The sequence below is a fragment of the Sorangium sp. So ce1335 genome (assembly GCF_051521615.1).
In the GTDB taxonomy this organism is placed as follows: Bacteria; Myxococcota_A; Polyangia; order Polyangiales; family Polyangiaceae; genus Sorangium.
The window spans coordinates 8861511-8877516 of record NZ_CP150363.1 but is presented as its reverse complement, the minus strand read 5'-3'; the positions used below and the strand labels follow the sequence as shown (position 1 = coordinate 8877516).

Annotated in this window: 10 protein-coding genes; 5 read left to right on the top strand and 5 right to left on the bottom strand. The window is 72.4% G+C overall.

All coding sequences use genetic code 11. The annotated features are described in order from the left end of the window. Nucleotides 1-476: 476 nt before the first annotated feature. Together WMF24_RS32830 and WMF24_RS32825 are read left to right on the top strand one after the other, a co-directional pair. Nucleotides 477-4562 carry a protein kinase domain-containing protein gene (locus WMF24_RS32830; protein WP_437731375.1) on the top strand — a complete coding sequence of 1362 codons (4086 nt, stop codon included), beginning with the start codon at nt 477-479 and terminating at the stop codon, nt 4560-4562. Further along, nucleotides 4559-5443 (top strand): V4R domain-containing protein, encoded by an 885-nt coding sequence (locus WMF24_RS32825; protein WP_437731374.1) that lies wholly within the window; start codon nt 4559-4561, stop codon nt 5441-5443. Before WMF24_RS32830 ends, WMF24_RS32825 begins: the two co-directional genes overlap by 4 nt. Nucleotides 5444-5449: 6 nt before the next feature. On the opposite strand, the gene WMF24_RS32820 is transcribed toward WMF24_RS32825, so the two are convergent. From WMF24_RS32820 to WMF24_RS32810, 3 genes are all read right to left on the bottom strand, one after another. After that, nucleotides 5450-6949, bottom strand: coding sequence for a sigma 54-interacting transcriptional regulator (locus WMF24_RS32820; protein WP_437731373.1), 1500 nt, complete (start codon nt 6947-6949; stop codon nt 5450-5452). Between the two features lie 382 nt (nt 6950-7331). Further along, nucleotides 7332-7649 carry a hypothetical protein gene (locus WMF24_RS32815; protein ID WP_437731372.1) on the bottom strand — a complete coding sequence of 106 codons (318 nt, stop codon included), beginning with the start codon at nt 7647-7649 and terminating at the stop codon, nt 7332-7334. Nucleotides 7650-7838: 189 nt separating this feature from the next. Continuing rightward, a complete protein-coding gene (locus tag WMF24_RS32810; protein ID WP_437731371.1) occupies nt 7839-8903 on the bottom strand; it encodes a hypothetical protein in 1065 nt (354 codons plus the stop codon). Between the two features lie 1510 nt (nt 8904-10413). Here WMF24_RS32810 and WMF24_RS32805 point away from each other — a divergent pair. From WMF24_RS32805 to WMF24_RS32795, 3 genes are all read left to right on the top strand, one after another. Continuing rightward, on the top strand, nt 10414-11451 hold the full coding sequence (locus WMF24_RS32805) for a deoxyhypusine synthase family protein (RefSeq protein ID WP_437731370.1): 1038 nt from the start codon (nt 10414-10416) through the stop codon (nt 11449-11451). Between the two features lie 43 nt (nt 11452-11494). After that, a complete protein-coding gene (locus WMF24_RS32800) occupies nt 11495-12538 on the top strand; it encodes an NAD-dependent epimerase/dehydratase family protein (protein ID WP_437731369.1) in 1044 nt (347 codons plus the stop codon). 84 nt (nt 12539-12622) lie between these two features. After that, the gene (locus WMF24_RS32795; RefSeq protein WP_437731368.1) at nt 12623-14518 is read left to right on the top strand and encodes an FAD-binding oxidoreductase; all 1896 of its coding nucleotides are present in this window, start codon (nt 12623-12625) and stop codon (nt 14516-14518) included. 70 nt (nt 14519-14588) lie between these two features. On the opposite strand, the gene WMF24_RS32790 is transcribed toward WMF24_RS32795, so the two are convergent. Both WMF24_RS32790 and WMF24_RS32785 read right to left on the bottom strand, forming a co-directional pair. Further along, the gene (locus WMF24_RS32790) at nt 14589-15308 is read right to left on the bottom strand and encodes a TlpA family protein disulfide reductase (RefSeq protein WP_437731367.1); all 720 of its coding nucleotides are present in this window, start codon (nt 15306-15308) and stop codon (nt 14589-14591) included. Further along, complete coding sequence (locus tag WMF24_RS32785; RefSeq protein ID WP_437731366.1) at nt 15305-16003, bottom strand: hypothetical protein; 699 nt, start codon at nt 16001-16003, stop codon at nt 15305-15307. Before WMF24_RS32785 ends, WMF24_RS32790 begins: the two co-directional genes overlap by 4 nt. Nucleotides 16004-16006: the final 3 nt, after the last annotated feature.

The window sequence follows — 16006 nt, the reverse complement described above, 5'->3', positions numbered from 1 at the left end:
GCGCCGCATCCGCGTGAAGCGGCCAGTCGCAACGGCCGTGCCGCTGGCCGCGGCGGGCTCGGCGCAGCCCTGGAAGGCGCGCGGGACGCAGGGAAACGAGGGGCCTGATTCCGGGACGGGCGTGCGACACGCCCTGTGCGGGCTGACACGGCGGTGTCACGTGTCAGCTGCGCGAGCGGGGGTGTCGAGCGCCCGCCCCGCGGCGGCCTCCGACGTATCCGGTTGCGCGGCCACGACCGGCAGGCGCGGGGACCCGCGGGCTCGACGGAGCGGCACCTCCAGGAGCCGCTCCGCGTGGCCGCCGGCGCGCGGCCGGCCGGGGAGGGGAGGCGGCGCCGTGGGCGGCCGCGGGGAGGCCGAGCGCCCTTCGGCGAAGGCGATCGTCGCGAGCGGAACCCACTGTACCGGGCTCGAGGCGGCGCCGTGGTCCCGCGGGCGTGATCGCCCTATAGTGGTCGCCCTGGATGCAAGGGGGCGTGCTCATCGCAGAGCGCTTTGTCATCGAGCGTGAGGTCGGCGCCGGCGGCATGGGCGCCGTCTACCGCGCGATCGATCGCACGAGCGGCGCCCCCGTGGCCCTCAAGCTGGTGACGTCCGACGATCACAGGTTCCACGCGCGCGCCCGCGTGGAGGCAGAGGTCCTCGCCGCGCTCGACCACCCCGCCCTCGTCCGCCTCGTCGCGAGCGGCCGGATGGGCGACGGGCGCCCCTTCCTGGCGATGGAGTGGCTCGACGGCGAGGACCTCGCCGCGCGCCTCGCGCGATCCCCCGTCACCGTCCGCGAGGCCATCTCGATCGGCGTCCGCGTCGCGGAGGGGCTCGCCGCGACCCACGCGCGCGGCGTCGTGCACCGCGATCTCAAGCCGTCCAACATCGTCCTCCCCGGCGGCGACGCTGCGCAGGCAAAGCTCGTCGACTTCGGTATCGCCCGCATCGGCCACCTCGGCCGCCGCCTGACCGCCACGGGGGCGCTCCTCGGCACGCCCGGCTACATGGCCCCGGAGCAGGTGCAATGCGTCGGCGACGTCGGCCCGCCCGCCGATCTGTTCGCGCTCGGCGCCGTCCTGTTCGAGTGCCTCACCGGCTGCCCCGCCTTCCTCGGCGACACCCCGCTCGCCGTGTTCTCGAAGATCCTCCTCGACGAGCCCCCGCGCATCGAGGCCTTCCGCGCGGGCCTCCCGGCCAGCCTCGGCGACCACATCGCGCGCTTGCTCGCCAAGGCGCCCGCCCAGCGGCCCACCGCCGGCGAGTGCGCCGCCGCCCTCGCCTCCCTGCTGCACGCGCACGGCGACGGCGCTCCCCGGAAGGTCCCCGCCGCCGCCGCGATGCCCTCGGGCGAGCAGCGCCTCGCGTGCGTCCTGCTCGTCCGGCCCGCGCAGGCGCCGCCGGGGGTCCCCGCCGGGGACGCGTCGCCCACGGTCACGGTCGATCCCGACACGCTGAGCGCGACGCCCCCCGTCGAGCACGGGGCCGGGGGCGACGCGCTCGCGGCGCTGCGCGAGGCCATCGCGCCGTTCGGCGGCCAGGCCGATCGCCTGCTCGACGGCGCCCTCGTGGCGCGCTGGTGCGGCGTCGGCGCGGCGCGCGACCAGGCAGGGCGCGCCGCGCGCGCCGCCCTCGAGGCCGCCCAGCGCCTGCCCGACGCCGCCATCGCCCTCGCCAGCGGCCTGACCGACGTGCGCGGGCTCCTGCCCCTGGGCCCCGTCCTCGATCGCGCCGCCGCCCTCGTGGAGGCGCCCGGGGCGCCGCCCGGCGCGGTCCTCGTCGACGAGGTCACCGCCGGCCTGCTGGACGCCCGCTTCGAGCTCCGCGCCTCCCCTGCCGGCCTGCACCTCGTCGGGCGGCGCACCTTGAACGACGGCGAGGCGCGGCTGCTGCTCGGCCAGCCGAGCCCCTGCGTCGGCCGGGAGCGCGAGCTGCGCGCGCTCGCCGACCTGCTCGACCAGTGCGTCGACGAGGCCGTGGCGCGCGCCGTGCTCGTCGTCGCGCCGCCCGGCATCGGCAAATCCCGCCTCCGCCACGAGATGCTCGGCCTGGTGCGGCGGCGCGGCGACGTCGAGGTCTGGGCGGCGGACGCCGACGAGCTCGGCTCCGACACGCCCTATGCCCTGCTGGGCGCGGCGCTCCAGCGCGCCGCCGACGCCCACCCCGGCGATCCCGTCCAGGAGCGGCGGCGCAGGCTCGAGGAGCGCGTCGCCCGCCACGTCCCGGAGCCCGAGCGCGCGCGCGTCGCCGTCTTCCTCGGCGAGATCATCGCCGCGCCGTTCCCCGCCTCCGCGCACCCGACGCTCGCGGCGGCGCGCCGCACGCCGGCGATGATGGCCGAGCAGATCCGCCGCGCCTTCCTGGACCTGCTCGCCGCCGAGACGGCTGCCCACCCGCTGATGCTCGTGCTCGAGGACCTCCACTGGGCCGACGTCTCCAGCGTCGAGCTCGCCGGCGCCGCGCTCGCCGCGCTGCGCGACCGGCCCTTCATGGCCGTGGGCCTCGCCCGCCCCGAGATCCACGACCGCTTCTCGACCCTCTGGGCCGAGCACGACGTCCAGGAGATGCGGCTCGGCAGGCTGACCCGCCGCGCCGCGGCGCAGCTCGTCGCCGGCGCCCTGCCCGCCGCCGACGACGCGCTCGTCGCGCGCCTCGTCGACCGCGCGGACGGCAACCCGCTCTACCTCGAGGAGCTCATCCGCGCGGTGGCCGAGGGCCGCGGCGACACGCTGCCCGAGACCGTCGCCGCCATGGTGCAGGCCCGCCTCGAGATCCTCCCCGCCGACGAGCGGCGGGTGCTCCGGGCGGCCAGCGTCTTCGGCGATGTCTTCTGGCGAGGCGCCGTCGAGGCGCTCGTGGACGGGGGCGCGCCGGACCAGGAGCCCTCCGCGCACGGCCGCGCGGGCGCTCACCTCGCGTCGCTCGTCGCAAAGGAGGTGCTCGTCCGGCGGCTCTCGAGCCAGCTGCCCGGAGAGCCGGAGTTCGCGTTCCGTCACGCGCTGCTGCGCGAGGGCGCGTATGCGATGCTGACCGCGGACGGCCGCGCGCTCGGCCACCGGCTCGCGGGCGGGTGGCTGGAACGGCAGGCGGCCCCGCGCGGCGCCGCGCCGTCGTCGCCGGGGACCGGGGCCGAGCCGCCGCGCGCCGCCGCGCGGCCCGACGCGGCGAACGAGGCGAGCGCGGCGCGGATCGCGCGGCACTTCGAGCTGGGCAGGGCGCCGGATCGCGCGGCGGCGTGGTACGCGCGGGCGGCGGAGCACGCGCTCCGCGCGGGCGACCCGGGCGACGCGGGGACCTGCGCCGCGCGCGGGCTGGCCCTGCTGGCCGAGACCCCGCGGACCGAGGGCCGCCTGGACCAGGAGCTCGCGCTGCAGATCTTCCTCGCCACGGCGCTGGCCATCACGCGCGGCCACGCGGCGCCGGAGGTGGAGCGCGCGTTCTCCCGCGCCCTCGAGCTCTGCCAGGGGGAGGAGGACGCCCACGCGCGCATCGTGACGCTCTTCGGGCTCTGGCGGCTCCACATCGGCCGCGGAGAGCACTGGACGGCGCGCGCCTTCGGGGAGGACCTGCTCGCGCTGGCCCGGACGCGGGGCGGGCCCGAAGCCGCGCTGGCCGCGCACCACGCGCTCGGCAAATCGTGCTTGTTCCTGGGCGAGCACGGCAACGCGCGGCAGCACCTCCAGACGAGCGTTGGTCTCTACGATCGCGCCCGTCACCACGACATCAGCTATTTCTACGGCGGGGACTTCGAGGTCCAGGGGCTGTCCTATCTGGCCATCACGCTCTGGGCGCTCGGCGCGATGGATCAGGCGCTCTCGACGACCCGGCGCGCGTGCGCGATCGCGGAGGGGCTGGGTCACCCGTTCACCGTGGTGCTCGCGCTGTCGCTGGCCGCCGTCCACCACCAGGTCCGCCGGGACCGGCGGACAACCCTCGAGTACGCGGAGAGGGCGCTCTCGCTGGCGACGAGGCACGAGTGTCGCCATTACGTCCAGGTGGCGACCATCCTGCGCGGGTGGGCGCTCGCGGAGCGCGGGCAGCGCGAGGACGTCGTGGAGGAGATGCGTCTGGCGATCGCGGACCAGCGCGCCGAAGGGACCCAGATGTCGATGACCCACCTGCTCGCCCTGGAGGCCGAGGCCCGGGCCGCTGTCGGGCAGGAGGCCCGCGCGCTCGCGACCCTGGCCGAGGCCGAGGCGACGATGGACGGGCACGCCGAGCGCTTCTGGGCGCCGGAGGTCTACCGCCTCAAGGCGGCGATCCTGCACGGCAGCGCGGCGCCCAGCGACACGGCCGCGGAGGATTGCCTCCTCCGCGCGCTCGACATCGCGCGCTGCCAGGGCGCGCTGACGCTCGAGCTCCGCGCGACCGCGAACCTCGCCCGGCTCTGGCGGGTCCAGGGCAACGCGGAGGAGGCCCAGGAGGCGCTCGCGGGCGTCCTCGCCCGGGTCGCCGAGGGCCCCGGCACGAGGGACGTGGAGGAGGCGCGCGCGCTCCTCGAGGAGCTGTCTCGAGGGCCGAGGCGGCCGGCGCGCGACCCCACCCGCGCCATCGATCCGAGGAACCCTTCGCCATGAGCACGAAATCGGTCTCGGTGCCCCCTGATCTCCACCCGCTCTTCGAGCGCGCGGAGCAGTACACCCGCGCGTATTTCGCGCAGAAGCGCGAGCGCCCCGAGGAGGGGACCATCGAGGTGTCCGGCGAGCGCTACGTGCTGGTCCGGGCCGCCTCGATGTCGGTCGAGTTCGTCGACCTCATCCTGTCGCTCTATCACGAGGGGAGCGAGGGCGAGGCCCGCAAGGTCGCCTTCGACTTCCTGTTCGACCTCGCGCACACGAGCGCCAAGGCCGATGCGCGCCATTTTCATCAGAAATTCGGCATCTCGGATCCGGTGGAGAAGCTCTCGCTCGGCCCAACGCACTTCGCGTACACGGGGTGGGCGTTCGTGAATATCGACGCGGCGAGCCGGCCCGTGCCCAACGAGAACTTCCTGCTCATTTACGATCACCCGTTCTCGTTCGAGTCGGACGCGTGGGTGCGGCGGGGGCGCCGCTCGGAGGGCCCCGTCTGCGCGATGAACGCGGGCTACTCCTCCGGCTGGTGCGAGGAGAGCTTCGGCATCCCGCTCATCGCCGCGGAGATCGCGTGCCGCGCGGCCGGAGGCGAGACGTGCCGGTTCGTCATGGCGCCGCCGTGGCGCATGAGCGAGCACCTGACCCGGTATCTGCGCGGCGCGCCCGCCGAGGCGCAGCGGCGCGACATCAACGTCCCGGAGTTCTTCCAGCGCCGCCGCCTCGAGGACAAGCTCCGGCGCAAGCAGCGGCACATCGACGCGCTCGCCGCGGAGAACGCGCGCCACGAGGAGGAGATCCGGCGGCTGCGCGCCGAGCTCGATAGCGCGCACGAGCGGCTGCGCGCGCTCGGAGGCGGCGCCGCGCCGGAAGGCCCGGCGGGCTGAGGCGGCTCAAGGCTCGGTGTCGGCGCGGCCCGGAGGCGCGGCGCGGCGGCGCTTGATCCACCGGCAGAGCTGGGTCCGGTGCACGCCGAGCGCCCGCGCCGTGCGCGCGATGTTCCCGCCCTCGCGGCGGAGCGCCTCCTCGATCACGGCGTCGGCGGGCAGCGACACCCCGCGCCGCGCCGTCGCCCCCGTCCGCGCCGCCTCCGGCGCGGGCTGCGGCGGGGGCGGCGCGGGCGCGAACGAGGGTGGCAGCGCGGGGGGGTACGGCAGGTGCTGCGGGAACGAGGAAGGCGGCAGCGCGGCCGACGGCGATGGGGCCAGCGGCGGGGCGACCGCCTGCCCTGCCGAGGGCAGGAGGTGCGCCGCCGTCACCCACCGGCTCTCCGCGCTCCGCGCCTCCTGCGCGGCCGCCTCGAGCTCCGAGAGGAGCTCCCGCACGTTGCCGGGCCACGCCCGCAGCAGGCAGGCCTCGATCAGCGAGGCATGTGCCTTGAGGGGCGCGAGCGCCTGGCTGCGCGCGCCGGCCGCCTCCGCCTCCCTGCGCAGCACCTCGTCCACGTACCACGGCATCTCCTCGAGCCGCTCTCGCAGCGCCGGGAGGACGACGCCCCTTCGCGCGATGCGGTAGAGCAGATCCTCGCGCAGCTTGCCTGCGGCGACCTGCGCGCGAAGGTCCTTGAGCGTCGCCGAGACGAGCGCGAAATCCACCTTCACGGGGCGCGCCGCGCCGATCGGGATCACCTCCTTGGCCTCGAGCGCGCGCAGCAGCTTGGCCTGCACCCCGAGGTCCAGCTCGGCCACCTCGTCGAGGAAGAGAACGCCCCCGTGCGCGGCCTTCACGTACCCGTCCCCGCCCGCCTTGGCGTCCGTGAACGCGCTCTTCACCCAGCCGAAGAGCTGCGCCCCGGCCATGTCCCCCGAGAGGGTGGCGCAGTTGACGGCGACGAACGGGCCGTCGCGCCGCGGGCCGTACCCGTGGAACGCCCTCGCCGCGTGCTCCTTGCCGGTCCCGCTCTCGCCGGTGATGTGCAGCGCGGCGTGGGAGCCCGCGGCCCGCGCGATGGACGCCCACACGCGCGCGAGGGCCGGGCCGACGAGCGTGCCGTGCACCCTGGAGACGCCCGCCCGGAACGGCTCCACGTCCGCCTGGAGCAGGAACACCGAGGAGCCGGTGCGCACGACCTTCAGATCGGCGCCGGCGCGCGCGCCCTCCAGGCGCTCCCCGTCGACCCAGGTGCCGTTGCGGCTCCCGAGGTCCTCGACCTCCCACAGCCGTCCGTCGAAGCGCACGTTCGCGTGCATGCGGGAGGTCTGAGGATCGCCGACGACCCCGCCCTCGCCGCGCCCGATGCCGAGATGTCCGTCCCGGAGGGGCAGGACGTCGCAGCGCGGCGCATCGACGGAGAAGATGCACACGAGGCCCGGCGTGGGCCTCGCGGAGCGCGAGCCGCTCGCCTGGACGCTCAGGGGCTCTTCCTGGGTGGTCTTGAGCGGAGGGGGGGCCACGGTGGTCCAAGTGTACACCACGGGGTCGGGCCTCGCGGGGCCGGAAGCGCCGAGCGCACCGAGGCGTCGTACGGGGCGGGATTGCCCGTGCACTTGCGCCGCTGGTATGAAGGCCTGCGGCAATCGCCCTCCGCCCGCGGCGCCCTTGACGTCCTTCTGCGCCGGCGCCATGCGCTCGTGGCTCGGCGCAGCTCCCGCGTGAAACTTCCATGTCCCTCGAGCCTGCCGCTCGTCCTGAGACACCGCTGTACGAGGAGGGGTGGAGAGTAGCTGCGATAATGAACGACGGATCGCGAGAACGCGCTTTATGCGCTCGGAGGGATCGTGGTGGGGGTGGCGGCGCGAGAGCTCGGCGGCAGAGAGGCCGCGTCTGCGTCTCCTCTCAGGAGCAGCATCTCAGCCCGTTCCCGTTGTTGCACGGGTAGGTGCCATTCGGACAGCTGATGGCAATCCAGCCGGCGACGCACCAGCTCGCGAGCTCGCCCTTGTCGCACGAAGGCGCCTTGTACGTCGTGCAACCGGGCCCTTCGATGCAGCTCGCACAGTAGCAGGCTCTGACCTCCTCTTCGGGGGCGTCCGAAACGTCGGTTGGACCCTGCGGGAACGCTGCCTCGGCAGGTTTGTGGCCAGCGAGAGCAACGAGCGAGATGAAGGCGCTGGCAAACATAAAGGCAATGATCTTGACCGGTCTATTCTTCATGGTTTCCTCATTTCAAGGGCCCCGCGGCCCCGGTTGGTTGCGTTGTGAGGTTGGCCTTGTCGTTTCTGTACATGTCGCTCACGCGGAGTCGACGGCCCCGACGGGAGCGCTGATGCATGCGTTCCGGCCCTCCTGAAGGCTGAACGCAATTTGCGATGTCGCTCTTGATGAGGCTGTACGTCGCCTCCGTTATGCGGGGACTTGCGCGACGCTCCGGTTCCTCGCCTCGGCTGCGAGCGCCCAGGCGTCCAGGCGCTGGACGTGGATCAAGGCCGCGCCGAAATGCCGGTGCGCGAGCGCGGCGTCCCGGAGCGGGATCTCGGCGCCGCCCCGGAGCGCCGCGTCGATCTGCGCGGCGCAGCGGCCGAGGGCGCGCAGGCCGAGCTCCACGTCCAGCGACGCCCTGACCGCGAAGCGCACGCAGTGCGGCGTCCTCGCGTCGCGGCGGAGGATATCGACAAGCGCGCTCCTGGCGTGATCGAGCGAGCGGCCGAAGAGCTGCGCACAGGCTGCTCGCTCCCTCGCCGCGTGCAGCGCCGCGCGCGCGTCGGCGTGCTCTACCCCGCGGTCCCCCGCGCCGGCGAGCGCGCGTGCGGCGCGGAGGTGCCGGCCAACGGCCGCCGACAGGTCCTTGACGCGCACGAGGCCCACCGCCGTCTCCTCCTTCCTATCGCAGAGCTCGAAGAAACCGAGCCGCTTGCACACGAGCCCTTTCCCACCAGGCACCGGCTCGGGCTCGCAGAACTCGGGGACCGCGCAAGGATCCCACCCGCTGAGGAAGTCGTCGAACGGCGGCGGCGGCAGCGGCACCGGGGCCGGCGGCTGGCCCTCCTTGCCCAGATACTCGACATCGCCCGGCTCCACCACCTGCATGACCAGGGTGTCCGCGAGCTCGGCGGGCGGGGCCAGCGGCGAATAATCTCCCGCGAGCGGGAACTCGAAGAAAGGACTCGCCGAGCCGTCACCCAGGGGAGCGCCCTTGAAGGTGTAGTACGGGAAGGGATAGAGAGATCCACCGAAGCTCTGCCAGTAGTCATCCAGGCTGGGCGACTCCTTGCTGGGCAAGGTGGCGACCGCCTTGCCGTCCTTGGCCCAGAACCAAGCGATCGGATCCTTCCAGCGGATGGCGTGGGTCCCCTTGGGTATCACGTCCGTGTTCCCATATCCATCGCTCGGGTCGAACACGACGCCGTCGACCTCGATGGTGCCTGCCTTCCCCCAGATCGAATGAGCCGTGAAAATCAGAAAGTCCATGACGTCCTCACCTCGTTTTATATGGTTGACGATCGCCGAAGCCATGCGTTGTGGCGTATGTACGATGTTTGGCGCCCGTAAGGCGGCTACGCCGTTCTGGGCCTATGAGTCCTCCCTGTCGTGTCGCCTCAGCAACCCATGTGCCCGGCGCTGCGAGGCCGGGTCGCCTGGCCTCATGCCAGAGATCTTCCTCGGGCCGACACGCCAGGGCTGACACACACGGGTGACACGTGTCACGCCGCGTTTCCCGTATCGCGCTCGTCGAGCTCCCACCGGCCGAGGAGCGTTTGGGCCTCCGTCACGCCTGTCGTATCGAACCCCGCGACCGAGCCGCCCCTCGCGGCGGCGGGGCGGGACCATCCATGGGCCCGTGCCCGGCAGCAGAACGTCGACGGCTCCGCCTGCAGCACCTCGCCGAGGCCGCCGGGAGCCACGGCCACGGCGTCCGCCGAGCGCGAACGTCATCCACACCGGGAGGAGCGCCGCGGCGAGCGCGACGTGCACGAAGGTGAGCGCGCCGAACGACGAGATAGGCCGCCGCTGTTCCCGCTCGCGCCGGGCGAACAGGGCCACGCGCGGCTCGGTTATCGGGTGAAGCTTTACGACACGTCGTACATCGAATGGATCCGTATGCCGGAGTTTCCGGCGGAGCGGGCGAGTGAACGCGTCCGACGAGGCGTTGCATGACCCTCGTGACACACGAGATCGGCTCCCATCCAGTCGGCACGGAAGCTGGATCGAAGCTGGATCGGAAGCTGGAACGGCTCGCGGCTGCGTGACCGAGCGATGCACGCCGAGCCTTTCGCCGAGGAGGGAGCTACATACCGGAGGTCCTCACCAAGCATCCTGACATCGTGATTGCGGTGCTCGAGGGAGGCGGGGCGCGCTGTGGCCCCGGGCAGGAGCCGAAGATCTTGAAGGCTTGCCCGCCGACGCGTTTCTGCGCCACCTCGTCGGGCGAAGTGTGTGTCTACGGCCTCGAAGACATCGGCACGATGACGCAGATATCCCGGGGGATCTCGCCAAGCGCGTTTGTGACCGGCAGGAGGCCTCGACCGGATCCGCGTCGAGCGGGTGTACGCTTGCATCCGAGCCCACGGCCGGGGCTGCCCTCGTTCCGGGCGCGGCAGCGGCGCTCCTCGTCGCCAGGCGCGTTGGACAGCGACGCCGCTCAGCCCCGGGTCTCGATGCGGCAGGGTGCGATCGACATGATCGCGGCCGAGGGGTTTGACCACGAGCGCCGGTCGTGAGCACAGTCACCACCGCGAGCTACCGTGCATTGGCGTGACCTCACGGGCTCGCCTGCCCAGGCGGTACACGGTCGCGCGCGCGGGTCCCCGCCCGTCGACACGGTCTTGACACGATGCTCCCGATTTGTGCTACGGATCCACGAAGCCACCCGACGCTGCGATGGCGGCCCGGCCCGCGCCGGTCCGTAGAGCGTCCCTGGTGGCCTGCGCGACCCGAGACCACCGGGACGGCCTCCGTGGTCGCCGAGGTTCGGTACGACATGGCTGGGACGAAGAAGGGGCCCACGACGCTGCCCCTGCTCACGTTCGTTCTGCGCAACTACAAGAATTTCAACGCCCGCGCGACGCGCGACGCGCTCCTCGCCTACTGGGAGCACATCGAGCGCGGGGGGAAGATGTTCTGGGCCGTGGCCGGGGCGATGTCTTCGGCTCAGCTCGGCATCACGCTGGCGCCCGCCATCCGCGCCGGCCTCATCCACGGCCTGTCGGTGACCGGCGCCAACCTGGAGGAGTCGCTGTTCCGCCTCGTCGCGCACGACGAGTACCGCGACTTCCCCGACTACCGCTACTTCACCAAGCAGGACGACACGCGGATCCTCGAAAACCGGATGCGGCGCGTGACCGACACCAGCATCCCCGAAGACGAGGCTTTCCGTGCGGTGGAGAAGCACATCGTCCCCATGTGGGAGCGGGCGACGGCGCGCGGCGACCGCCGCTTCTGGCACGAGTACTTCTACGAGCTGGTCCAGGCGGTCGAGCCCGCGCTCCACCGCGGCCCGCCCGAGGAGTGCTGGCTGCTCGCCGCCGCGGAGGCCGGGCTGCCGCTGGTGGTCCCGGGCCACGAGGACTCGACCTTCGGCAACATCTTCGCGTCCTACGTGCGGCGGGGCGAGTGCAGCGCGAGCATCGTGAAGTCGGGCATCGAGTACATGGCCGCGCTGTACGATCAGTACCGCGCGCTCAGCGCAGGCGCGGGCGTCGGGTTCTTCCAGATCGGCGGGGGCATCGCGGGCGACTTCCCCATCTGCGTGGTGCCGTCGCTCAAATACGATCTCGGCGAGCCGGCCCGGCCCTGGGCCTATTTCTGCCAGATCTCCGACTCGACGACATCCTATGGCTCGTACTCGGGCGCCACGCCGAACGAGAAGATCACCTGGGACAAGCTGACCGCGGACACGCCCATGTTCGTGATCGAGTCGGACGCCACCATCGTGGCGCCGCTCCTGCTCGGAGCGCTGCTCGAGTGCAAGCGCGACCCGGCCGAGGCTCGGGCCGTCATCGAGGCGCACGGCGCGTGAGCGCCGGCGGCTCTCCTTATCCCTGAAGCGAGGTTGTAAGACGATGAGCAAGAAGAAGGTCCTGATCACGGGCGGCGCGGGCTTCCTGGGGATCAATCTGGTGCGGCACCTGCTCGAGCGCGGCTATGAGGTCACGTCGCTCGACGTCCTGGACTTCGACTACCCCGAGCGGTCGCGTATCCGGGAGGTGCGCGGGGACATCCGCGACGCGGCGGTCGTCGACGCGGCGATGAAGGGGCAGGACTTCGTCGTGCACACGGCGGCGGCGCTGCCCCTGTACACGCCGGAGGAGATCTACACGACCGACGTGATCGGCACGCGCGTGGTCATGAGCGCCGCGCGCCGCCACGGCGTCGAGCGCGCCGTGCACATCTCTTCCACGGCCGTGTACGGCATCCCCGACCACCACCCGCTCTGCGAGGACGACCGGCTCGACGGCGTGGGCCCGTACGGGCAGGCCAAGATCCAGGCCGAGGTCGTGTGCCTCGAGGAGCGCGGCCGGGGGCTCGTGGTGCCCATCATCCGGCCCAAGTCCTTCATCGGACCGGAGCGGCTCGGGGTCTTCGCCCTGCTCTACGACTGGGCGCTCGACGGCAAGGGCTTCCCCATGATCGGCGACGGCAAGAACCGCTACCAGCTCCTCGACGTGGCCGATCTCTGCGAGGCCATCACCCTGTGCATGACGAAGGACGCGGCGGTCGCCAACGACACCTTCAATATCGGCGCGAAGGAATTCACCACCATGGGCGAGGACTACCAGGCGGTGCTCGACGCGGCGGGCAAGGGCAAGAAGATCGTGCCCTTCCCCGCGGCGCCGGCGGTGCTCGGCCTGCGCGCGCTCGAGGCGATGGGCGTCTCGCCGCTCTACAAGTGGGTCTACGAGACGGCATCGAAGGACTCCTTCGTGTCGATCGAGAAGGCCGAGCGGCTGCTCGGCTTCGCGCCGAAGTACTCGAACAAGGACGCGCTGGTGCGCAACCTCGAGTGGTACCGGGCGCACCGGAGCGAGTTCGAGAGCCGCTCGGGCGTGACCCATCGCGTGCCCTGGAAGCAGGGCGCGATAGGCCTGTTGAAGGCGTTCTTCTGAGCCAGCTGGGGCCGGGGCCGTCACCGCGCTGGCCATGTTCGACCAGGCCAGCGCGGCGGGACACGTGGTCGTCGAGGTGATGACATGGATCGGGAGCGAGGGTTGCGGTCGCGCATCGAGCGCGCAGGAGCGAACGTGGCGAGCCGGCTGGGCTGGGTTCCGCGGGGCGATGGCGGCAGGACCCCGGCGCCCGCCGGGCCGCGCGGCGTCGAGGGCGACGAGGAAGAGGCGCTCGACGGCTGGGGCTTCAAGGACACGCGCTTCGTCGTGAAGCCGGACGGGCACGTGACGCTCACGGGACGCCGCTACAACATCAGCGGGCTCGATCTACCGAAATTGCTGCCGTGGCTGTCGGGCATCCTTCAGGCCCCGCTCGCCCACGACAACCGCAACGTGCCCCACTATCCGCCCGCGATCCCCGCCGCGCGGCGCGACGAGGCGCTGCTCGAGGCGCTCCGCGGCTTCCTCCGCGACGATCAGGTGAGTGATGAGCCGCTGGTCCGGCTGCGGCATGGCCACGGCCACACAGGGGCCGAGATCTGGGCGATCCGCTACGGTCACCTCCCCCGCGTGCCCGATCTCGTCGTCTTCCCCGAGGCACACGCCGAGGTGGAGCGCCTCGTCGAGGTGGCGCACGCGCGCGGGGCCTGCCTCGTCCCCTTCGGCGGCGGTACCAACGTCACCGACGCCCTGCGCTTGCCCGTCGACGAAGCGCGCGTGGTCATCGCGCTGGACATGCGCCGCATGAACAAGCTGCGCTGGGTGGATCCGGTGAACCGCACGGCGTGCATCGAGGCGGGCGCCACCGGCCGGCACATCGCCGCCGAGCTGGCCAGGCACGGGCTGACGCTCGGACACGAGCCCGACAGCGCGGAGTTCTCGACGCTCGGCGGGTGGATCGCCACGAACGCCAGCGGGATGAAGAAGAACCGCTACGGCAATATCGAGGACATCGTGCTCGATGTCACGGCGGTGACGACTCGAGGCGTGATTGAACGCCCCGCCGTGGGCCCGCGTGAGAGCGTCGGTGTCAACCCGAAGACCTTCCTGTTCGGGAGCGAGGGGAACCTCGGCGTCATCACCAGCGCGGTGGTCAAGGTGTGGCCCCTGCCCGAGGTAAAGCGCTACGCGAGCGTGATCTTCCCGGACCTCGAGCACGGCTTCAAGTTCCTCTACGACCTGCAACAGAGCGGCGCCGTCCCCGCGAGCGTGCGCGTGATGGACAACACCCAGTTCCATTTCGGACAGGCGCTGAAGCCGGCCTCGAAGGGGCTCGCCGCGCGGCTCAAGAGCCGAGCCGAGGCGCTCGTGGTGACGCGGATCAAGGGCTTCGATCCGCACAAGATGTGCGTGGCGACCGTCGTCTTCGAGGGCACGGCCGCGGAGGTCGCCTTTCAGGAGCGAACGCTCCGGGCCATCGCCGCGCGCCATGGTGGCCTCCAGGGAGGCGCCGCCAACGGGGAGCGTGGCTACCAGCTCACGTTCGGCATCGCGTACATCCGCGATCTGGCGTTCGAGCACTGGGCCATCGCGGAGAGCTTCGAGACAAGCGTGCCATGGTCGCGCGCGCTCGAGCTCTACGAGCGGGTCAAGCGCCGCGTGGAGCTCGAGCACGAGCGCCGCAAGCTGCCCGGACGGCCCTTCTTCACCGGTCGGCTCACGCAGGTCTATCCGACCGGCGTCGCGATGTACTTCTATCTCGGCTTCTACGCCAAGGGCGTCGCCGATCCCGTCGCGGAGTACGCCGCCCTCGAGCATGCGGCGCGCGAGGAGATCCTCGCCTCCGGCGGCACGCTCTCGCACCACCACGGCGTGGGGAAGATCCGGCAGGATTTCCTCGACGAGGTGTACTCCGAAGGCGCGCGGACGGTCATCCGCGAGGTCAAGCGCGCGCTCGATCCGGACAATCTCTTCGGCGCCTCGAACCACGGCGTGCGCGGCGCGGTCGCGCTGGCCGGCGAGGCGGAGCAGGCGCCGTGACCGCGCAGCCATCGGCGACGCCGAGCGCCGCCGAGCCTCCGCCCGCCCGCTCCCCCGGCGCCCCGGCCGCCTACTTCTTCGCCCCGAACAGCGCCGCGATCGTCGGATAGTCGCTGTCCTCGACGGCCCCCTGGATCACGCACGTCACCTGCCCGCCCGGCGCCGCGATCGCGTGGATCGGCAGCTCGGTCGTCTCCTTCACGCCGAGCGCCTTCAGCCACCCCGCCCGCTGGGACCCTTCGGGGAGCCAGTACGACGCGCGCACCCCCGTGCCCGGCTGCGCCTCGAGGAACCGCGAGAGCTGCCGCTCGTCGTCGTCGATCGAGATGAACGCCAGATCGATGAGCACGCCGGCCGCCCGGAGCTTCTGCTGCCACCCGAGCAGCCGCGGCATCTCCTCCAGGCACGGCTTGCACCACGCCGCCCAGAAGTTCACCCACACCCACTTGCCCACGCCGAACTGGATGTTCGCCGGCAGCGGCTCCGCCCCGTTGGCCGCCACCGCCGTGAGCCCCCCCGACGAGGGCGCCGGCCGCGGCGACTGCCCCGCGCACAGGAGCCGCGGCGCCGCCGGCGCGGCCGGCGCGGCCGGCGCCGCCCCGGTGGCCGTCGCCGTCGCCGTCGCCGCGCCGCCCGGCGCCGTCACCGCGTTGCTCCGCCCCTGGCCTGGCGTCGGGGGCGGCGGCAGATCCGCCTTGTCCTGATCGCACCCGCCCGCGAGCCCCGCGGCCACGGCCAGCGCCACGAGGGCGCCGCGGACAGCCCCGCTCCGCTCCATCGTCCGCCTCACAGCTGGCAGTCCACCCAGGAGACGAACGCGCTCCGGTTGATGGCCTCTGCCGTACATGCCTTGTTCTTCCGCGAGACGTTCCATTGGCAGTATTCCGCCCCGAGCTGGGCGAACTCGTTCCCGAGCCACAGCATCCCGACCTTCTTGTCCAGGTCCTGCTCCTTGAACTTGTCGGAGATATCGAAGAGCACGCTGTTCGCGCGCTTGTGCGACAAGGTCCGGTTGAACTCCGGCGTCCCCGTCTTCGACGCCCGCGCGACGATGAAGAAGTAGCGCGCCCCGCGCCGATCGAGCCACATCTCCTCGATCATCTTCCTCCCCTCGTCGTCGAGCTTCTCCGACGCGTCGTCGAACATCACGACCCCGCCGCGCCCCTTCAGCGGCGTGAAGAGCGCGTTGAAGTCGTCGTCGCTGATCGACGCGAGCGTCTTCACGTCGGCGGGCTGGCACCCGCGCCGCGCCTCGGCCCCGACGAGGCCGCAGGCGTTGAGCACCCGCTGCAGCACCGTCTTGAACGCCGGGGTGCAGTACGGCGCCTCGGCGTCGTTCGCGATCGCCACCGCCGGCCTCACCGCCGCGGCGACGCCCGTCTTCAGGCGCTGCGACGCGGCCTGCACCTGCCCGTGCACCGTCACGCCGGACGCGACGAGCATCGCGCACCCGGCCACGATCCCGATGATCCCTGCGCCTCTCATGAC